Source organism: Actinomadura chibensis NBRC 106107 (genome assembly GCF_001552135.1).
GTDB classification, from domain to species: Bacteria; Actinomycetota; Actinomycetes; order Streptosporangiales; family Streptosporangiaceae; genus Spirillospora; species Spirillospora chibensis.
The window spans coordinates 1-17916 of record NZ_BCQP01000034.1; the positions used below are offsets into that span (position 1 = coordinate 1).

The 17916-nt window shown below is 70.7% G+C and carries 21 protein-coding genes and 2 pseudogenes; 10 read left to right on the top strand and 13 right to left on the bottom strand.

Going from position 1 to position 17916, the window contains the following annotated elements; genetic code table 11:
* Positions 1-127 precede the first annotated feature (127 nt).
* Positions 128-1105 carry a DUF2804 domain-containing protein gene (locus ACH01S_RS19790; RefSeq protein ID WP_067893332.1) on the top strand — a complete coding sequence of 326 codons (978 nt, stop codon included), beginning with the start codon at positions 128-130 and terminating at the stop codon, positions 1103-1105.
* A gap of 8 nt (positions 1106-1113) precedes the next feature.
* Here the strand turns inward: ACH01S_RS19790 and ACH01S_RS19795 are convergent, their stop codons facing one another.
* From ACH01S_RS19795 to ACH01S_RS19810, 4 genes are all read right to left on the bottom strand, one after another.
* The gene (locus ACH01S_RS19795) at positions 1114-2127 is read right to left on the bottom strand and encodes a MerR family transcriptional regulator (RefSeq protein WP_174564899.1); all 1014 of its coding nucleotides are present in this window, start codon (positions 2125-2127) and stop codon (positions 1114-1116) included.
* A 4-nt stretch (positions 2128-2131) separates the two neighbouring features.
* Complete coding sequence (locus tag ACH01S_RS19800; RefSeq protein WP_067893334.1) at positions 2132-2791, bottom strand: HEAT repeat domain-containing protein; 660 nt, start codon at positions 2789-2791, stop codon at positions 2132-2134.
* 56 nt (positions 2792-2847) lie between these two features.
* Entirely contained in the window at positions 2848-3132 is a 285-nt protein-coding gene (locus tag ACH01S_RS19805) for a DUF1905 domain-containing protein (protein ID WP_067893336.1), read from the bottom strand.
* 113 nt (positions 3133-3245) lie between these two features.
* Positions 3246-4469 (bottom strand): twin-arginine translocation signal domain-containing protein, encoded by a 1224-nt coding sequence (locus ACH01S_RS19810; RefSeq protein WP_148344612.1) that lies wholly within the window; start codon positions 4467-4469, stop codon positions 3246-3248.
* A 259-nt stretch (positions 4470-4728) separates the two neighbouring features.
* On the opposite strand from ACH01S_RS19810, the gene ACH01S_RS19815 reads away from it, so the two are divergent.
* On the top strand, positions 4729-5277 hold the full coding sequence (locus ACH01S_RS19815) for a DUF8820 family protein (protein WP_067893340.1): 549 nt from the start codon (positions 4729-4731) through the stop codon (positions 5275-5277).
* 2 nt (positions 5278-5279) lie between these two features.
* A complete protein-coding gene (locus ACH01S_RS19820; protein ID WP_067893342.1) occupies positions 5280-6473 on the top strand; it encodes a DUF6745 domain-containing protein in 1194 nt (397 codons plus the stop codon).
* Between the two features lie 40 nt (positions 6474-6513).
* Here ACH01S_RS19820 and ACH01S_RS19825 read toward each other — a convergent pair whose 3' ends face one another.
* The 8 genes and pseudogenes from ACH01S_RS19825 to ACH01S_RS19835 all read right to left on the bottom strand — a co-directional run bounded on the left by ACH01S_RS19825 (position 6514) and on the right by ACH01S_RS19835 (position 10597).
* A complete protein-coding gene (locus tag ACH01S_RS19825; RefSeq protein ID WP_169809310.1) occupies positions 6514-7848 on the bottom strand; it encodes a tetratricopeptide repeat protein in 1335 nt (444 codons plus the stop codon).
* 282 nt (positions 7849-8130) lie between these two features.
* Positions 8131-8286, bottom strand: a pseudogene (locus ACH01S_RS42410) (DUF397 domain-containing protein); the annotation flags it as partial.
* A gap of 128 nt (positions 8287-8414) precedes the next feature.
* A complete protein-coding gene (locus ACH01S_RS42415) occupies positions 8415-8597 on the bottom strand; it encodes a DUF397 domain-containing protein (protein WP_083980892.1) in 183 nt (60 codons plus the stop codon).
* 83 nt (positions 8598-8680) lie between these two features.
* The gene (locus ACH01S_RS42420) at positions 8681-8866 is read right to left on the bottom strand and encodes a DUF397 domain-containing protein (protein ID WP_083980893.1); all 186 of its coding nucleotides are present in this window, start codon (positions 8864-8866) and stop codon (positions 8681-8683) included.
* 34 nt (positions 8867-8900) lie between these two features.
* Positions 8901-9251: pseudogene (locus ACH01S_RS46820) on the bottom strand (Scr1 family TA system antitoxin-like transcriptional regulator); the annotation flags it as partial.
* Between the two features lie 86 nt (positions 9252-9337).
* The gene (locus tag ACH01S_RS42425) at positions 9338-9523 is read right to left on the bottom strand and encodes a DUF397 domain-containing protein (protein WP_083980894.1); all 186 of its coding nucleotides are present in this window, start codon (positions 9521-9523) and stop codon (positions 9338-9340) included.
* A gap of 89 nt (positions 9524-9612) precedes the next feature.
* Complete coding sequence (locus ACH01S_RS42430) at positions 9613-9795, bottom strand: DUF397 domain-containing protein (RefSeq protein WP_083980895.1); 183 nt, start codon at positions 9793-9795, stop codon at positions 9613-9615.
* Positions 9782-10597: a helix-turn-helix domain-containing protein gene (locus ACH01S_RS19835; protein WP_067893354.1), complete on the bottom strand. Its 816-nt coding sequence runs from the start codon at positions 10595-10597 to the stop codon at positions 9782-9784. Before ACH01S_RS19835 ends, ACH01S_RS42430 begins: the two co-directional genes overlap by 14 nt.
* 169 nt (positions 10598-10766) lie before the next feature.
* On the opposite strand from ACH01S_RS19835, the gene ACH01S_RS19840 reads away from it, so the two are divergent.
* The 5 genes from ACH01S_RS19840 to ACH01S_RS19860 all read left to right on the top strand — a co-directional run bounded on the left by ACH01S_RS19840 (position 10767) and on the right by ACH01S_RS19860 (position 15762).
* Entirely contained in the window at positions 10767-11156 is a 390-nt protein-coding gene (locus ACH01S_RS19840; protein ID WP_067893356.1) for an ATP-binding protein, read from the top strand.
* Positions 11138-11494: a hypothetical protein gene (locus ACH01S_RS19845; RefSeq protein ID WP_067893358.1), complete on the top strand. Its 357-nt coding sequence runs from the start codon at positions 11138-11140 to the stop codon at positions 11492-11494. The genes ACH01S_RS19840 and ACH01S_RS19845 overlap by 19 nt, the downstream gene beginning before the upstream one ends.
* A complete protein-coding gene (locus tag ACH01S_RS19850) occupies positions 11491-11685 on the top strand; it encodes a hypothetical protein (protein WP_148344611.1) in 195 nt (64 codons plus the stop codon). Before ACH01S_RS19845 ends, ACH01S_RS19850 begins: the two co-directional genes overlap by 4 nt.
* A gap of 223 nt (positions 11686-11908) precedes the next feature.
* Positions 11909-14674: an aconitate hydratase AcnA gene (gene acnA, locus ACH01S_RS19855; RefSeq protein ID WP_067893368.1), complete on the top strand. Its 2766-nt coding sequence runs from the start codon at positions 11909-11911 to the stop codon at positions 14672-14674.
* An 80-nt stretch (positions 14675-14754) separates the two neighbouring features.
* Positions 14755-15762 carry a helix-turn-helix transcriptional regulator gene (locus tag ACH01S_RS19860; protein WP_067893362.1) on the top strand — a complete coding sequence of 336 codons (1008 nt, stop codon included), beginning with the start codon at positions 14755-14757 and terminating at the stop codon, positions 15760-15762.
* 23 nt (positions 15763-15785) lie between these two features.
* Here ACH01S_RS19860 and ACH01S_RS19865 read toward each other — a convergent pair whose 3' ends face one another.
* The gene (locus tag ACH01S_RS19865; RefSeq protein WP_067893370.1) at positions 15786-16409 is read right to left on the bottom strand and encodes a LysE family translocator; all 624 of its coding nucleotides are present in this window, start codon (positions 16407-16409) and stop codon (positions 15786-15788) included.
* 72 nt (positions 16410-16481) lie between these two features.
* On the opposite strand from ACH01S_RS19865, the gene ACH01S_RS19870 reads away from it, so the two are divergent.
* Together ACH01S_RS19870 and ACH01S_RS19875 are read left to right on the top strand one after the other, a co-directional pair.
* Complete coding sequence (locus ACH01S_RS19870; RefSeq protein ID WP_067893364.1) at positions 16482-17420, top strand: aldo/keto reductase; 939 nt, start codon at positions 16482-16484, stop codon at positions 17418-17420.
* Between the two features lie 59 nt (positions 17421-17479).
* Positions 17480-17916, top strand: a 437-nt coding sequence (locus ACH01S_RS19875) for a sulfite exporter TauE/SafE family protein (protein ID WP_157406298.1), incomplete at its 3' end; no start/stop codon positions are given.

Below are 17916 nucleotides of genomic sequence, written 5' to 3' on the forward strand. Positions count from 1 at the left end.
GGTCCGGGGCAGGTCGTCCAGCCAGCGGCGGCCGTCCGCGCCCCACGCGCCGAGCGCGTTCGCGACGAGGACGGGAGGGGGAACGATCACGCGGCCCACTCTGCCATCCGCCGGTTAGTCTCGGGTGATGCGCGAGACCGAGATCACCGCCCCGGTCGACCTGTGCCTGCCGGACGGCCGGCTGAACCCCGGCGCGGTCGGCTGGACGCGCCGCCCGCTGCACCGCGCGAACCTGCGCGGCTGGGGCCGGACGAAGCGCTGGGAGTACTGGGGCATCGTCACGCCCCGGCACATCGTCGGGCTGGTCGCGTCGTCGCTGGACTACGCGGCCGTCCAGAGCGTCTACGTGCTCGACCGCGCGACCGGCGAGGAGACCGGGAAGGACGCCGTCGCGCCGTTCGCCCGCGGCGCCGTGTTCCCCGACCGCAGCGGCGCGGGCGAGGCGTCGGTGCGGGGCCGGGGGATGGCGGTCGGGGTGCGGCAGGGGCCGTCCGGCTCGTGGGTGCGGGCCGTCGCGCCCGGCGTGCTGGACCTCGACGTCCGCGTCCCGCTGCCGGACGGCCACGAGTCGCTCGGCGTGGTCGTGCCGTGGAGTTCCCGGCGGTTCCAGTACACGGTGAAGGACGTGGGGCGCCCTGTTCACGGCCGGTTGCGGCTGCCGTCCGGCGAGCACGAGATCGGCGAGGGCGCGTTCGCCGTGCTCGACCACGGGCGCGGGAAATGGCCTTACCGGATGACCTGGAACTGGGCGGCGGCCAGCCGTCCCGGCCTGGCCCTCCAGCTCGGCGGCACATGGACGGACGGCACCGGCTCGACGGAGAACGCCCTCTTCGTCGACGGCCGCCTGCACAAGATCAGCGACGAGCTCGACTGGACCTATGACCGCGCCGCCTGGCACCGCCCCTGGACGATCACCGGGCCGCGCGTCGAAGCGGAGTTCCACCCGTTCCACGTCCGGGCCGCGCGCACCGAACTCGGCATCGTGGGCACCGACACGCACCAGTGCTTCGGCGAGTTCACCGGCCGCGCGCGGGCCGACGACGGGACCTGGATCGCGCTCGACGGCCTGACCGGCTGGGCCGAGGAGTCCCGCCAGCGCTGGTGAGCGCCGGATCAGGCTTCGCGTCTGCTGAGGATGTAGGCGGCGGTGAGCGCGACGGCGCGGTCGTCGTCGCGCGCCAGCTCGGCGAGGGCGCGCGTCGTGGTGCTGCCGGGGACGTCCGCGAGCGCCTCGGTCAGCCGCCGCCGCGCGGCCGGTCCGGCGGCGCCGAGCCGCTCGACGAGCCCGGCGGCGACCCGGTCGGTCAGCGCTGGGTCACCGGCGAGGACGCCCAGCGCGTCCGCCGCCTCGACGTCGTTCACCTCCTCCACGACCATGTCGATGAGCGTCGTCACCGCGTCGGCGGCCCCGTCCCCGCCGAGGGCTCCGCGCGCGCCGAGTGCCAGGGCCGCGTGCCTGCGGACCGCTAGGTCGGGGCTCGCGAGGGCGTCGCGCAGCAGCGCCGCAGCCGCGTCGCCCGGGATCTCGGCGACGGCCCGGACGGCGCGCTCGCGCACCCCCGCCTCCGGGGCGCCGAGGCCCTCCGCGAGCCGCGGCAGCCCGGCGTCGCCCGACCGGGCCAGCGCCCACTTGAGGGCCCCGGCGACGTTCGGGTCCGTCTCGCTCAGTACCGCGTCGACCAGGGCGTCCACCGGCAGCGGGGCGTCGTCGGCGGCGGACAGGGCTGCGCGCTGGCGCGTCCCGGCGCTCTCCGAGCCCAGCGCGTGGAGGAGCGCGACGGTCTGCAGGACGTCCGCCCAGTCGGCGGGCTCGGCGGCGCCGATCCGCTGGAGCCGGGTGAGCAGCTCCGTCTCCCTCGCGATGCGGTCCCGCGTCCGGCGGACGAGGTCGTCGACGAGCGCCGCAGGGGCGAAGCCGGGATCGTCCAGCGCGGACCCGACCTCGCGCAGCGACAGGCCGAGCGAGCGCAGGCTCTCGATATGGAAGATGCGCCGGATGTCCTCGCTGGAGTACTCCCGGTAGCCCGCCTCGGTGCGTCCCGTCGGCCGCACCAGGCCGAGCGACTCGTAGTGCCTGAGCATGCGGGCGCTGACCCCGGACCGCCGCGCCACCTCACCGATCAGCACCGCCTCATCCGCCCTCCCGTCCCGCCGTGCCGAGCGCCACGACGCGCTTGGCCTCCTCGACCGCCGTCTCGAACCCGGCATCGGGGTCATGCCACAGACGCTCCGTCGCAATCGCGTGCCGGCGCACGGCCGGGTCGGGGTCCCGCGCCGCCGCGCTCAGGATCGGCGGGATCGGCTCGCCGAGCGCGATCAGCGCCCGGCTGAGGCTGAGCCGCGTCTCGCGCCCGCCACGGCCGAGCTGCGTCGCCAGCACCCTGGCCAGCTCGGGTTCCGCGCCCGCGGGCACGAGCGCGACCGCCGCCCGCCACGCGGCGCGCGCCACCTCGTCGTCGGCGTCGGTCAGCAGCGCCCGGGTGATCGCGGGCCAGGCCCGCCGGTCCCCGATCTTGGACAGCGTGTGCAGCGCCTGGCTCCGCGCCTGCGCGCTCTCCGAGGCCAGTTCGTCGATGAGCCCCGGCAGCGTCAGCGACGGCGGATGGCGGGTGAGCGCCCACGTGAGCATCTCGCGCACGAAGAACTCGGGCTCGACCTCCGACCTCTCGATCAGCTTGCCGACGAACCCCGCGTCCGGGCTCGTGCCGACCGCCATCGCCGCCTTCAGCCGCACCTGCGGGTCGTCGCTCTCCAGCGCCCGGAGAGCCCGCCCCACGTCCCGCCCGTTCATCGGACCACCTCCTCGGCACAGTGAAGCCCTTGTCACCGTGTCAAGGTCAAGCGGCCTTACCCCAGGCGCTCGGTCAGGTGGACGGTCACGTCGTCGCCCTCGTCCTTTCCGAGGGCCTTGCGGATCTCCGCCTTCACGGCCAGTTTGTGGTTGCCGTCGCCGAGCGCCATGAACGACCCCTGGAACGGGTGGCCGTCGATCGTCCCCTTGACCTTGACGAGGCCCCGCGTCTGGAAGAACTCCGCCGACTCGGGCCAGATCACATAGGTCCAGCCGCCCTTGGCGGGGCTCTTGCGCAAGGTCGCCCTGAACTTCTTGTCGAGCGTGTGCTGCTTCGCCATTTCGCGTCCCTTTCCTCGTCCCTCCCGGGTGGAGACCGGCCGGGACGCCGAAACTCATCGGCGCCTGGAGCGCTCCCGCCGGCGCGGCGTGCCGACGGGAGCGTCCCCGGGCCCTACGGGATCTGGGACACCTTCAGCGCGAACACCTGCCGCGCGTCATTCGTCTCGGTGTGGCACCAGAGCCAGTCCTTGTTGACGTCGTAGGAGACGTCCTCCGGATAGGGAGGCAACGTGATCGGGTACTGGACGTAGCTCCCCGGCTTCCAGGTCAGCAGGTCGCCGGGCGCGTTGTTGGTGTTGCTGCGGACCAGGTAGAACTTGCCCTTGATGCACGTCCCGCCCTGCATCCGGTCGATGTCGACCACCGCGGCGAACGACGGCTCGGCGACGCCCGAGGTCTCCTTGAGCCTGCGGGTCGTGGCGTCGATGTCCCACTTGAAGAGGCGGCTCGCCCGGTCCGGCTCCTCCATGAACTCGCCGATGACGACGCTGTCGGGGGTCGACGTCCGGTCGAGCGAGATCCAGGAGTACTGCACCTCCGGCTGGTCGTGCACGATGGAGTTGTACCCGGCCGATTGCGGCAGCACGAAGGCGTAGTTGTGCGCCTGGTACGTTCCGTCGGGCTGCCGTCCGATCTTGTCCTGGTCGCCGGTGGAGGTGACCGCCAGCAGATCCTTCATGTCGAACACGCGCAGGCCGTTGTAGGTGTCCGCGACGTACAGCAGGTCGCCGTACCACATGATGCCGCCGGCGTGGATCTTGATCGCCTTGAAGTCGGGCGTGAGCACGCTGCCGGTCGGCTCCACCAGCAGGACATGGCGGTAGGCGGGCTTGGACGGGTCGGTCATGTCCACGAAGCTGACCCGCACCCCCTTGTTCGTCGCGTGCCTGCTGTACCAGGACGCGAGCTGGACCTCCCTCCCGTTGTACTTGCCGTCCTGGTGGTAGTCGGCGCTGGTCGTCAGCCCCTGCGGGACCCAGTTGTCGTCGTTGCGGTCGCCGTCCTGCCAGAACCAGTGGTCGGCGCGGGGCGGACTGTCGGGGAGCCCGCCGTCGGTGCCGTGCCGGTTGGCGGAGTCGAGGACCTGGTCGACGCTGCGGCTCGGGAGCGTCCGCTTCAGCGCCTTGATGAGGTCGGCCCACTTGATGTCGCGGTCCAGGGGCTTGTCCATGAAGATGAGCCCGAAGTCGTCCTTGGGCGGGTAGGTGACGTCGAGCAGGGACGTCCGGGGGGACGGACCGGCGAGCGCCCCCGTCCCGTCCAACGCGCTCCCGAGGGCGAGCACGGCCGGAGCCGCCGCCATCCCCTTGAGCAAAGTCCTCCTCTTGATCATCATGCCCGCACGCTAGCTATCCCGACATTTCATGATCAATACCCTGAATCACCTCATCACCGGCCAGGCCGGTCAGACCGCCTGTCCACAACCGGCCCGCCGCCGCCGTGCGGGCGCCGCGCGCCGTCGCGCGGGGGCACTTTCACCGTCCCGGGCAACGCGAATTCGGCGTGTTCCGCAATCGGCCCGGGCAACTCGAAAATCAGTTTCCCGGATCGGCGGGCGGCGCTAAATTCGGAGCGAAATCACTTCGCGGGAGGCGATGGTGAAACTTCTCAGCAACGTGCGGTCGAATGGCGCCGACCTGGCTCATCTGGCCGCCGAACTCGACATTCCCACGATCGCCGGACTGCAGCATCAGGGCGACGTTTCGGTGATCCCCGCCGCGCTGGCGGCGGAGGGCCTCGGGCGTCCGGCGACCCAGGTCCCGGCGGCCGGTGTCGCCGTGGTCCGGGGCGAGGCGGGCGGGCACACGCACCTCCTGCTCGCCTCCGGTGACGTCCGGTACGACGTCCACGAGGGCGCGGCGGGCGACATCACCCTCGGGTCGCTGGAGGTCGGCGAGGGCGCGACCGCGTGGCTCGACCACCCGGAGCACGGGAACACCGGGATCGCCCCCGGCCGGTACGTGCTGCGCCGCAAGCGCGAGATGGCGCCGCGCGTGCTCACCCCCGAGACCCGCCGCAAGCGCGAGCAGGCCCGCAAGCTGGCCCGCAAGCAGGCGGCCCGCGCCCAGGCCGCTCGCGAGCAGGCGGAGCGTGAGCAGGCGGAGCGTGAGCAGTTCGCGTCCGTCCGTTTCGTCGCGGACTGACGATGGCCGCCCAGCGCCCCGCCCACGAGCCGCCGACCGCGGCGCAGCAGGAACTGCTCCCGCTGCTGCGGGACGAATGGGTCGCGCACGGCCTCGCCACGGGCCCGGCGGACCGGGCGGCGGCCGAGGCGGGCGTCCGCGACGTCTACCTCGGCGCGGGCCGGCGGCCGCCGGAGCACGTGGTCTGGCTGGGCTCGCCGATGGCGGGCAGCATCGGCGCGGACATCCGCGCGGGCCGCCGTTCGCTCGTCACCAGGCGGGCGTGGCGGACGCTGCCGGAGGCGTCCGCCGACGCCGTCGCCGGCCTGGTGCCGGGCGGCGAGCCGGAAACCGACCTGATCATGCTGGACCCGCTGCCGTCCGGCCTCGGCGGCCTGGAACGCGACCCGCGCTGGAGCGGCCCGCTGTCCCGGCTCGGCCGCGAGGTGGCCGCCGCGGTCGAGCCGGGGCTCGACAGACCCGTCGGCTCGGCCGTCGACCAGGTCGCCGCGACCTGGCAGGACGCGGAGCGGTTCCCCGAAGTGGGCGCCCTGCCCCGGCTGGGCGCCCCCCGTCCGCGGATGCTGCGGCAACTGGCCCAGCTCGCCTACCTCGAACGGTGCGGCGTCTGGGAACCGGACCGGCACGGCCGCGGCCTGCTCCAGGTCGGACGGTCGGCCGGGGCGTGGTGGCCGATGCGCGACAGCGTGATCCTCACCGAACGTCCGACCGAACTGCACCACGACGCCGAAGGGAGGCTCCACCATCCGAGCGGACCGGCGGTGCGGTACCCGGACGGCTGGTGCCTGTGGGCCTGGCACGGCGTCCTCGTGCCGCGCGAGATCGTCGAGGGCGACGTCCCGATCGCCCGCGCGGTGTCGCTGCGCAACTCCGAGCAGCGCCGCTGCGCCGTGGAGATCCTGGCGGGCCGCGCCGGCTGGCGCCGCGTGGTCACCGAGTCGGGCTGGCCGCGGGTCGGCCGGGAGACGCCGGACCCGGGCAACCCCGGCCAGGTCCTCAGCCTCTGGTGCGTCGAAGAGCTGTACGACGACCACCTGCACCTGCTGCTGATGACCAACGGAACGCTGGAACGCGACGGCACCCGCCGCGAGTTCGGCGAACTCGTCCCCGGCTGGATCCGCGACCCGATCGAAGCCGCCGCCTGGCAGATCGGCCTGACCCGAGCCCAGTACCAGGAAACGACCCGCCGAACCTGACCCGCCCCGGCCCCCACCGGGGCGGTTCAGGCCCAGACGATCAGGTGGCCTTGCCTCGGGCGATGTAGACGTTCATGTCGGTGAAGTCGAGGGTGATGTTGAACGGCTTGTAGAAGCTGTGGGCGAAATGGGCGAGGACGTCGAAGCCGTAGTCGCCGGGGGCGGCGTTCTCCGCGTCCGCGAGCCGGAGGCCGCCCGCGCCGCCGCCCTTGTCTGTGTAGCAGTAGGCGTGCCTGGCGACGGCGCCGCCGAGGCGGACCTCCTTCGGGTAGCAGGGGTAGCTGACGACCGGCTGGCCCCCGGCGAACGCCTCCAGCGGACGGTCGTAGTCGGTGCGGATCCGCAGCCGTTCGGCCGTCTCCGCGGAGATGCCCGCGACCTGCTCGCCGGTTCCGCCGAGGTCAAGTGCGATCACCCGGGGCCCGGAGTCGGCGACGCTGCCCCTGCTGTGCAGCAGGTGCTCACGCGCCAACCACAGCGGAAGGGGCGCGGCACCCGCACGAGCGGCGTCGGCGCGCACCTTCCTGGCCGCTGCAGGCGTCCGGCGGCGCAGGATCAGCGCCCGGCCCGCGTAATCGACGGTGGTCAGGAAGTGGTACAGGATCCACGTGCCGATGATGCCGTCATTGTCCTGACCGGGCGTCTCTTCGTCCGACTCCGACCACTGCACGGGGACGTTGCGCAGTTCGATGCCGCCCAGCCTGAAGGAGCCGAGCACTCCGAAGTACATCCAGAGGGTGTGGCCCGCGTACTCGATCTTCTGGCTGGCGACCGCGCTCAGCCCGGCCTCCTTGGCCACTTTCGCGGAGATGCCCAGCCACGGGACGCGGGTGTAGAACGTGAACCGCTTCGGCGGCCCGCCGTTGACCGATCCCTCCAGGATTGGAAAGGGATCCATTTCCGACCACGGCAGCCGCGCGACGTCACCGTGGACCTGGTACGGCGTCCCCTTCACCGCCGCCGCCCATTTGGCGCTGACCTCCTCACCGGCCGCCTGCCAATGAGGCGCGGCGAGGGAGAGCTTGTCCTGCCTCGTGTAGCAGTCGGCCAGCAGGTGGTGGGCCTCCTTGTCGTCGGGCGCCGATCCGAGGGCCATCGAGAGGTACTTCTCCGCCTCGGGAAACCTGTTGCTCAGCAGCCCCACGTAGCCGCGCTGCCGTGCCGCGTGCACATTCTCGGGGTCGCTCTTCAATATCTCTTCATAGGCGCGGCCCGCCTGCTCGAACTCCCCGGCCCTGAACAGCGCGTCCGCGTCACCGCCTTCGGCCCGCGCCGTGCCCGTCCCGCCCAGCAGCGGCCCGGTCGCGGCGGCCCCGGCCACCACGGCGGCGCCCCGGAGCACCGAACGCCGATCCCATCCTCGGTCACCAACCACGCTCTCGTCCTTCTCGCGCTTCCCGAAACCGAGGCACGCCCGGCCCGGACCCCTGCGGCCCGCACCAACACCGAAGACGAAAGCCCGTTGCACCGGCATATGCATTTTCCAATACACCCGCAATACACCAACCCCCGCATGATGTGGGGGGAGCACCAGCGCTTGAGGACTGCCAGCAGAGCCGCGAGTCGGTCGCTCCCCAGGAGCCGCACGAAGGGCGCCAGCATCCCCTCTGCTCATTAAAAGAAGCCCCGGACCAGGACGGTCCAGGGCTGGCGGGGGCTAGCGCTTCAGATCTGTTACCAGTGCACGGAAGGCGTCAGGGGTGATATGCAGCCTGGGGCCGTCTGGGGCCTTGCTGTCACGAACGCCGATGAACCCGGAAGGGCGAGCGACTTCGACGCAGTCACCACCTTGCGCTGTACTGCGGCTCGCTTTCCGCCAAACAGCGACTGATCAGCCCCCGCGGAGACGCTGGTGGGCATGATTCGAATCGAGGCGTGGGGCTCTGTCTTGTCCCTGGGCGCTCACAGGGGTACGTAGATGGCTCTTGTTGCCGGGGAGTGTCAGTGCTTGAGGGTTGTCACTAGAGCTGCGAATTGGTCGCGTCCTAGAAGGATCTTGGGGCCGTCCGGGTTCTTGCTGTCGCGGATGGCGATGACCTGTGGCAGGCGGGCGAGTTCGACGCACTCTCCGCCGTTGGAGGCACTGCGGGATGACTTGCGCCAGACAAAATCGTCAACGTCCACTGTTACACCTATGAGGTCAGCCGAGCGGTTGACGGGCAACGTCAACCAGGAGGTTGAACGCTCGGTCTCTTTGTTTGGAGGTATTAGCGCTTGAGAGCCGTCACAAGGGCTGCGAACTCGTTGCGTTCTAGGAGTAGCTTGGGGCCGCTGGGGTTCTTGGAGTCCCTAATGGCGGTTAGTCCGTTGGAGAGCGTGGCCAGTTCTACGCACTCGCCTCCTGTCGAGGTCGAGCGGTTCGCCTTTCGCCAGACGATCTTGTCTGTTTCCACGTCGCCGCCTTCCCGTGAATCTCGTCCAAGACTGCGCCACCGGGAGCGCAAGCCCTTGAACCTGCCGTAGTGCCCTGCCGAAGCCTACTGGGTCGGTTGGCTCGGCCATCGTGAACCCGCGCGCCAGCGTCTCGACGTAGGCCACCTGTTGCATGTCTTCGAGCGTGGCGATCGTGAAAGGATGCGTGTTCCCCAGATGCGTCCCCTCTGAGGAAACGATCTGGATCTGCATTCCCTGACGTGACGTCCGGCGGAGGCGGTCCGAGCGGGTGAAGATCGCCTGCCGGGACATCCGCTCCAGTAATTCTTCGAACTGACGCCCACCCTGGTGTGCGGACTTGATCGCCGCAAGCCGCTCATAGTCCGTCAGTAATGACTCCCACATGCCTGCCGTCCTTCGGTTTCAGGTCCATCCAGCCGACTGGACGGACCTGTCCCGAGCGTCCCTACCCGGACCCCCGCACTCCGTGGTCAGTGTCGCCGCAGTCCTGCCAGCAGGGCCGCGAACTCGTCCCGACCCATGGTCAGTACGGGACCCTCTGCGTCCTTGCTGTCGCGGATGACGATGATTCCGGAGGCCGACGCGAGCTCGACGCACTCTCCGCCGTTACCGCCGCTGCGGGATGATTTTCGCCACGTGACAGCTTCGATGTTCATCGTTTCCCGCCGTTCTGGGCGTCGGGTGCAGGAGGAAGGTCGTTCGAGAGCCCGGCATGCGTCGACTGAGTCCCTGCTTGTGGAGGCTATTAGCGCTTCAGAGTCGCGATCAGGGCGGTGAAGGCATCGCGCCCTAGAAGCAGCCTTGGGCCGTCCGGGTTCTTGCTGTCGCGGATGGCGATAGATTGGGGGAGGCGGGCGAGTTCGACGCAGGCGCCGCCATTGCCAGAGCTTCGCGACGATTTTCGCCAGGCCGTCTCACTTGTACCCATGCTCTTCTCCCATGATGCGGCGGATGAGTTCCGCGGACTGCTTTACCGGTAGCGCTGACGACTTGATCGACTCATAGCACGCGACCCAGTGGCTCAGATCCTCCGGCCGCTCTACGAACCGGCCGCCTGTCAGGTCTTCAGCGTATGCCACGGTCATCCCGTCGGCGAGAGTCAGCAGGATGAAGGAACAGGTGAGACCGGCATGGGCTCCGGTGTCGAACGGGAGCACTTGAATTGCGATCTTGGGGTGGGTGGCGGCTTCCAGGAGGTGGCCGAGCTCGTCCTGCATGATCTTGTCACTTCCGACGGGACGCCGTAGGACGGACTCGTCCACCACGGTCCAAAGCGTCGGTGCGTCCGGGTCGCCGAGGAAGGTCTTGCGCTCCATCCGTGTGGTGACGAGTGCCTCGATCTCCTCAGCGGTGTCGCCGGGGCGTCCGGCGAGGAGGAGTTCGCGCGCATAGTCGGGTGTCTGGAGAAGGCCGGGAACGCACATGCCCTCGTACCAGCGGATCATGCTGGTCTTCTTCTCCACCTCCAGGTACTCGGCGAACCCGCTGGGGTACCGCTGTGCCTTCTTGAAATCGAGGGCGCGGAGAAATGCCCCGTCCGTCTCGAATTCACGGTCGCACGCCTTGGCGAACGAGACGGACGCCAGGACCTGTCCGGTCTCGGCACCAGAGATCAGCGACTCGGAGAACTTGATCCGCTCGGCGAGTTCGGCCTGGGTCAGTCCGGCCTTGGTGCGGCGATGCCGCAACTCGCGACCCCAGATGGCCTGAGGGCTGTAGGGGTCGACCATCGGGGGACCTCCGTGATTTGTCGGACTTCAAGAACTTCAACGACTTCAAGGAACCTCGGAGCGGCTTCACACTCTCACCGAGGCGTGGCGAATCACTCACCGAAAGTAACTCTCGGGCTTCACGCTGGGGAGACGCTTCGAGAAATCTCCACGAGAAGGTCGTGTCCAGATGTCCTTTGCCGCGCTCGCCCCGGAAGTCCCACTACTCCTCGACCCAACAGATCGGGCGCCGGGGTTGGCGCGGGGGTTCTTGGCGGCGCGGTTCTTGGAGTGGGGGATCGCGGACGACTATCTCGGGCGGGTGGTGGTCAGTGAGTTGGTCACCAACGCTTGGTTGCACGGGGACGGGCCGATCGTCGTGCGGGTGTTCCGGGATGAGCGCGACCGTCGTCCCGTCGTGGAGGTGTGGGACGGCGGGGAAGGGCGGCCGGTCGTTCAGGAGGAAGACCTCGACAAGACCTCGGGACGGGGGCTGCGGCTGATGGCGGAGCTCGTCCACGAATGGGGTGTCCGGTCGCTCAATGAGGGAGGGAAGGTCACGTGGGCCAAGCTTCGCTGACCGGGGTGCGCAGGAAGGTCCGCGTCCGGTACCTGGATTGGCGGACGGCCTGGGAGCGCGACACGGCGGTGGGACACCTGGAGACGCTTGCCCTCGCGCTGGAGCGGCGCGGGTGGCGGTGCGTACGGACGTACGAGCCGGAGATCGTGCAGGTGCGGCTGCCGTTGTTGCGCGTTTACGGCGGGGAGATGGCGGTGACGTTGTGCGTGCTGGCGCTGCCCGGTGGCGCGTGGGGCCTTCATGAGGCCGCGCGCGGACGGAGCGGGCTCCTGTGCCTCTGTGGCGGCGAGGCCGCGGAGGTCGTCGACGGCTTCCTGCGGTGCCGGTCGCGCGCGTGAAGGACGAGGCCGTCGCGCTGCTGCTGCTCAGGCATCTGTTTCCCGGCTGGACGATCGCTAGAGAGCGGGAAGGTTGGAGTGCGTCCCGGCGTGTCTCGGCCGGTGACCTGGACGGGCTCCTCGAACGGCTCGCCGTCGCCGATCCCACGGCCGCGCGGCGGGCGGCGGGGGTGCTGCGGGAGCGCAAGTAGCTTGATATCGAGATAAATTCGAGGTAGCTTGACATCAAGAGAAAAGCTGCCGAAGTTAGGCGGCCCTGGTGCCGTGGCGCGTCCCCGACTAAGGCAGGATCAAGGTAGGCGAGGACCCGCCTCGCCGCGCGGTGAGCGCAGGCCGAAGGGGCGGGCATATCGAAGATCGAGATGAACGCCGCGCGCTCCCGTCAGACGCGCGGTGCTGACGGAGGAGGAGTCCGTGTCCGCGAACAGCTTCGGCAGCCTTGACAAGCTGCAGGTTGGCGACAGGTCGTACGACATCTACCGGCTGGACGCCGTCGAGGGCTCGGCCCGTCTCCCGTACAGCCTGAAGGTGCTGCTGGAGAACCTGCTGCGCACCGAGGACGGCGCGAACGTCACCGCCGAGCACATCCGCGCGCTCGGCCAGTGGGACTCGCAGGCCCAGCCCAGCAAGGAGATCCAGTTCACCCCGGCCCGCGTCATCATGCAGGACTTCACCGGCGTGCCCTGCGTGGTCGACCTGGCGACGATGCGCGAGGCCGTCCGCGACCTGGGCGGCGACGCCAGCAAGATCAACCCGTTGGCGCCCGCCGAGATGGTGATCGACCACTCCGTCATCGTCGACTACTTCGGCTCGCCGGACGCGTTCGAGCGCAACGTCCAGCGCGAGTACGAGCGCAACCGGGAGCGCTACCAGTTCCTGCGCTGGGGGCAGACGGCGTTCGACGAGTTCAAGGTCGTCCCGCCCGGCACCGGGATCGTCCACCAGGTGAACATCGAGCACCTCGCCCGCGTGGTGTTCGACCGCGACGGCGTCGCCTACCCCGACACCTGCGTCGGCACCGACTCGCACACGACGATGGAGAACGGCATCGGCGTCCTCGGCTGGGGCGTCGGCGGCATCGAGGCCGAGGCCGCGATGCTCGGCCAGCCGATCTCGATGCTCATCCCGCGCGTGGTCGGCTTCAAGCTGACCGGCGAGCTCCCGGCCGGGACGACCGCGACCGACCTCGTCCTCACCATCACCGAGATGCTGCGCGAGCACGGCGTCGTCGGCAAGTTCGTCGAGTTCTACGGCGAGGGCGTGCACGCGCTGCCGCTGGCGAACCGCGCCACGATCGGCAACATGAGCCCCGAATTTGGCTCCACCTGCGCCATCTTCCCGATCGACGACGAGACGCTGAACTACCTCCGCCTGACCGGACGCGGCGAGGAGCAGATCGCGCTCGTCGAGGCGTACGCGAAGGCGCAGGGCCTCTGGCTCGACCCCTCCGTGGAGCCCGAGTTCTCCGAGTACCTGGAGCTCGACCTCGCGACCGTCGTACCGTCGCTTGCCGGGCCGAAGCGCCCGCAGGACCGCATCTCCCTCGCCGACGCCAAGCAGACCTGGCGGCGGGACGTGCAGAACTACGTCGCCAGCGTCCGGGGCGCGGCGGACGAGGCGTCCAACGAGTCCTTCCCCGCCTCCGACTCCCCGGCGATCAGCCACGACACCAACGGCGACAAGCCCCGCCACGTCGACCCGAACGGCTCGTTCCGGCCGCACAACCGGGTCCCGGTCACGCTGGACGACGGGACGACCTTCGAACTCGACCACGGCCACGTCGCCGTCGCGGCCATCACGTCCTGCACGAACACGTCCAACCCGTACGTGATGATCGGCGCGGCGCTGCTGGCGAAGAACGCGGTGGAGAAGGGCCTGAACCGCAAGCCGTGGGTGAAGACGTCGCTCGCGCCCGGGTCGCAGGTCGTCACCGACTACTACGAGCGCTCCGGCCTCGCCCCGTACCTCGACAAGATCGGCTTCAACCTGGTCGGGTACGGCTGCACGACCTGCATCGGCAACACCGGCCCACTGCAGCCGGAGATCTCCAAGGCCGTCAACGACAACGACCTCGCCGTCACGGCGGTCCTGTCCGGCAACCGCAACTTCGAGGGCCGGATCAGCCCGGACGTGAAGATGAACTACCTCGCGTCCCCGCCGCTGGTCATCGCCTACGCCCTGGCCGGGACGATGGACATCGACATCCTCAACGACCCCATCGCCGAGGGCACGGACGGCCCGGTCTACCTGCGCGACATCTGGCCCGCGCCGGAGGAGGTCGCCGCGATCGTCGAGTCGTCCATCGGGCAGGAGATGTTCGCGCAGAGCTACGCCGACGTCTTCAAGGGCGACCAGCGCTGGGCCGGCCTCGACATCCCGTCCGGCGACCTGTTCGAGTGGGACGCCGCGTCCACCTACGTGCGCAAGGCCCCGTACTTCGACGGCATGACCGCTGAGCCCGAGCCGGTCGGCGACATCCACGGCGCCCGCGTCCTCGCGAAGCTCGGCGACTCGGTCACCACCGACCACATCTCGCCCGCCGGGTCCATCAAGGTCGGGACGCCCGCCGCGCAGTACCTCCAGGACAACGGCGTCGCCGTCAAGGACTTCAACTCCTACGGCTCGCGGCGCGGCAACCACGAGGTCATGATCCGCGGGACGTTCGCCAACATCCGGCTCCGCAACCAGCTCCTGGACGACGTCGAGGGCGGCTACACCCGCGACTTCACCCAGGACGGCGCGCCCCAGGCGTTCATCTACGACGCCGCGCAGAACTACGCCGCGCAGGGCACGCCGCTCGTCGTGATCGCGGGCAAGGAGTACGGCTCGGGGTCGTCGCGCGACTGGGCGGCCAAGGGGACGGCGCTGCTCGGCGTCCGCGCCGTCATCGCGCAGTCGTACGAGCGCATCCACCGGTCCAACCTGATCGGGCTCGGCGTGCTGCCGCTCCAGTTCAAGGACGGCGAGTCCGCCGAGTCGCTCGGCCTCACCGGCACCGAGACGTTCGACATCACGGGCGTCACGGCGCTGAACGAGGGCGGCGTCCCCGACGAGGTCACCGTCAAGGCCGACGGCAAGGAGTTCACGGCGATCGTCCGCATCGACACGCCGGGCGAGGCCGACTACTACCGCAACGGCGGCATCCTCCAGTACGTCCTGCGCAACCTGATCGGCAAGTAGCGGCACGGCGACGGGCCGCTCCGCACGGAGCGGCCCGTTTCCCATGGTGCGGGCGGCCCGGCCCGGCCACACTGGTGGACATGGTGACGGTCGGTGATCGGCTTCGTCGGAGCCTGTGCGAGGCGCTGCTCCCCGGCGCCGGGCTGGAGCGGATCGGGGCCGAGCTGTCCCGCGTGGTCGCGCCGGTCGTGGCCCACGACGCGCTGCGGTGCGGGGTGATGAACCCGGCGACCGGCTGGGGCGTCACCTCGCTGGCGTTCTGGCACGGGTACGAGCCCGACCTCGGCCGCGCGCTGCTCACCGTGGACGGCGTGACGACCGACGTGCGGGACCGAGCGCGGCCCGCGGTGGCCGATCTCGGGCTCCGCCCCCGCGACCCGCTGCTCGGCCGGGAGCCGATCGGCACGGAACTGCGTCTCGTGCTGCGCGACGCGCGCGGCGTGTGGGGCGTGCTCTGCCTGCTGCGGGCCGCCGACGTGCGGCGCCGGTTCGACGACGCCGACGCGGCGCGGCTCACCGCGCTCGCGCCCGCGCTGATCGCCGCGCTGCGCGGCTACGTGACGGCGGGCCCCGGTGCGCCCGCCGACCCCGGACCGGCGCCGGGCATGCTCGTCATCGGCGCCGACGACCGGATCCGCGCGACGACGCCGCAGGCGCGCACCTGGCTGGACGCGATGGCGGTGCGGCTCGCGGTGCCGGACTGGCTGACCGAGTCCTCGTTCGCGTCCCTCGCGGTCGCGGCGCGCGAGGGGCCGCGGGCGCCGCGGCTGTGCGTCCCGTCCGTCGGCGCCGGATGGTGGACGGCGATCGAGGCGCAGCCGCTCGGCGGCGGCGAGGACGAGGGAGAGGTCGCGGTCGTCATCCAGCGCGCGACCGGGGCGCTGCTGCTCCCGTCGTACTGCGACTGGTACGGGATCACCGTCCGCGAACGCCAGGTCATCCAGCGACTGCAGCGCGGCGACGCGCCGAAGCAGATCGCCCGCGCGTTCGACCTGTCCGTCCACACGGTCAACGACCACCTGAAGGCGATCTTCCGCAAGACCGGCGCGGCCGGACGCGACGAGCTGATGGCCGCCCTCAACGTGTGAAGCGTCGGCGCGTCGGCCGCGGTCTAGCGTTCGACCGCGAGGCGGATGCCGAAGCCGATGAAGGCGAGGCCCGTGACCTGCTGGAGCCGCCGCTTGACGGACGGCCGGGACAGCGCCCGCCGCGCCGCCCGCGCCACGCCCACGATGACCGCGAGCCACAGCAGCGCCTCCGCCGCGTGGATGGCGACGAACAGCATGCTTGTCCAGAACACCGGGGAGCCGTGCGGGATGAACTGCGGCAGCAGGCTCAGGTAGAACACGCCGACCTTCGGGTTCAGCAGGTTCGTGGTGAGGCCGGTGCGGAAGGCGGTGAGGCCGGACAGGCGGGGCTCGTCCGCGTCGTCCTGGACGGCGGCGCGCTTGCGGCGGGCGTTCCACAGCGCCTGGCCGCCGAGCCACAGCAGGTAGCAGGCGCCCGCGACGCGCAGCACGTCGAACGCGATCCGGGACGCGGCCAGCACCGCCGTCAGCCCCGCCGCGCTCGCCATCGCCCAGCACACCAGCCCGGTGACGACGCCCGCCGCGGCGAGGTGGCCGGTGCGCCGCCCGCCGGTCACGGTCGTGCGGAGCACGAGCATCGTGTCCACGCCGGGGGTGACGGTGAGCAGCGCGGCCACCCCGGCGAACGCGAGACAGGCGGTGACCATGCCGTCCATTTTGCCAGGAATGTTCCACGGGTCGGCGGGAAAGGCAGACCCGAGCCACGATTGGATGAGGGCATGACGGACCTGCAGAAGATCGGTGACCTGGACGTGTCCCCGCTGGCGCTCGGCGGCAACGTGTTCGGCTGGACCGCCGACCGGGACGCCTCGTTCCGCATCCTGGACGCCTACGCCGCGGCGGGCGGCAACCTCCTCGACACCGCCGACTCCTACTCGGCCTGGATCGAGGGCAACCGGGGCGGCGAGTCGGAGACGATCATCGGCGACTGGACGGCGGCGCGCGGCAACCGCGACGACGTCGTCATCGCGACCAAGGGCGGACGCCACCCGGAGCACATGGGCCTGTCCGCGCCGGTGCTGCGCGCGGCCGTGGACGACTCGCTGCGCCGCCTCCGCACCGACCGCATCGACCTGTACTTCACGCACTTCGACGACCCGTCCGTCCCGGTCGAGGAGATCATGACGACGCTGGACGAGCTGGTCACCGCCGGGAAGATCCGGCAGATCGGGGTGTCCAACATCGACCTGGACCGGCTGGAGGCGTCGCTGGAGTTCAGCGAGCGCGAGGGCACCGCGCGCTACGTGGTGATCCAGCCGCAGTACAACCTGGTGTCCCGCGACACCTACGAGGGGCCGCGCCGCGACATCGCCGAACGGCACGGGCTCGTCGCGATGCCGTACTACGGGCTGGCGTCCGGGTTCCTCACCGGCAAGTACCGTCCGGGGACGACCGTCGACAGCGCCCGGTCCGGCCGGGCCGCGCGGTACCTGGACAGCGAGCGCGGCCAGAAGGTGCTCGCCGCGCTCGACATCGTCGCCGAGGAGCAGGGCAAGGCGGTCGCGACCGTCGCGCTGGCCTGGGTCGCCGCGCAGCCGACCGTCGTCGCGCCCATCGCCAGCGCCCGCACGCTGGACCAGCTCCCGCCGCTCGTCGACGCCTTCCGCACGACGCTGACCGCCGACCAGCTCGACCGCCTCACCGAGGCGTCCGCCTGACTCCGGGGCCGCCGATATTGGGATGAGTCGGGAAAGCGTGGCATGTAGCGTTCCACGTCGTGCCGGAAATCGACTTCCTCGTCGTCGGCGGTCTGGCGGCGCTGATCGGGTCGATCGTCCAGGGCAGCGTCGGCCTCGGCGTCGGCCTGGTCGCCACGCCGATCGTCACGATGCTGTTCCCGTCGCTGATGCCGGGCTCGATCCTGGTCGTCGCGCTCGCCCTCCCTGTCGCGACGCTCGCGCGGGAGGTCGGGCACGCCGACCTGCGCGGCCTCGGCTGGGCGTTCGGCGGACGCCTCGTCGGGACGCCGCTCGGCGTGCTGCTGGTCGCGGCCGTCCCGCAGCGCGCGCTCGGCATCGTGATCGGCGGCGTCGTCCTCGCCGCGCTCGCCGTCACGGCCTGGTCGCGGGAGGTGCCGCGCAACCGCCGGACGCTCGCCGCCGCGGGCGTCGTGTCCGGCGCGACCGGCACCGCGTCCGGCATCGGCGGCCCGCC

Excerpts from the sequence above, each read along its gene's own strand:
- ACH01S_RS19820 (WP_067893342.1), top strand. The coding sequence starts at position 5,280 with ATGGCCGCCCAGCGCCCCGCCCACGAGCCGCCGACCGCGGCGCAGCAG.
- ACH01S_RS42430 (WP_083980895.1), bottom strand. The coding sequence starts at position 9,795 with ATGGGTACAAGTGAGACGGCCTGGCGAAAATCGTCGCGAAGCTCTGGC.
- ACH01S_RS19860 (WP_067893362.1), top strand. The coding sequence starts at position 14,755 with ATGGTGACGGTCGGTGATCGGCTTCGTCGGAGCCTGTGCGAGGCGCTG.
- ACH01S_RS42425 (WP_083980894.1), bottom strand. The coding sequence starts at position 9,523 with ATGAACATCGAAGCTGTCACGTGGCGAAAATCATCCCGCAGCGGCGGT.
- ACH01S_RS19835 (WP_067893354.1), bottom strand. The coding sequence starts at position 10,597 with ATGGTCGACCCCTACAGCCCTCAGGCCATCTGGGGTCGCGAGTTGCGG.
- ACH01S_RS19790 (WP_067893332.1), top strand. The coding sequence starts at position 128 with ATGCGCGAGACCGAGATCACCGCCCCGGTCGACCTGTGCCTGCCGGAC.
- ACH01S_RS19800 (WP_067893334.1), bottom strand. The coding sequence starts at position 2,791 with ATGAACGGGCGGGACGTGGGGCGGGCTCTCCGGGCGCTGGAGAGCGAC.
- ACH01S_RS19865 (WP_067893370.1), bottom strand. The coding sequence starts at position 16,409 with ATGGTCACCGCCTGTCTCGCGTTCGCCGGGGTGGCCGCGCTGCTCACC.
- ACH01S_RS19805 (WP_067893336.1), bottom strand. The coding sequence starts at position 3,132 with ATGGCGAAGCAGCACACGCTCGACAAGAAGTTCAGGGCGACCTTGCGC.
- ACH01S_RS19840 (WP_067893356.1), top strand. The coding sequence starts at position 10,767 with ATGTCCTTTGCCGCGCTCGCCCCGGAAGTCCCACTACTCCTCGACCCA.
- ACH01S_RS19815 (WP_067893340.1), top strand. The coding sequence starts at position 4,729 with ATGGTGAAACTTCTCAGCAACGTGCGGTCGAATGGCGCCGACCTGGCT.
- ACH01S_RS19870 (WP_067893364.1), top strand. The coding sequence starts at position 16,482 with ATGACGGACCTGCAGAAGATCGGTGACCTGGACGTGTCCCCGCTGGCG.
- ACH01S_RS19810 (WP_148344612.1), bottom strand. The coding sequence starts at position 4,469 with ATGATGATCAAGAGGAGGACTTTGCTCAAGGGGATGGCGGCGGCTCCG.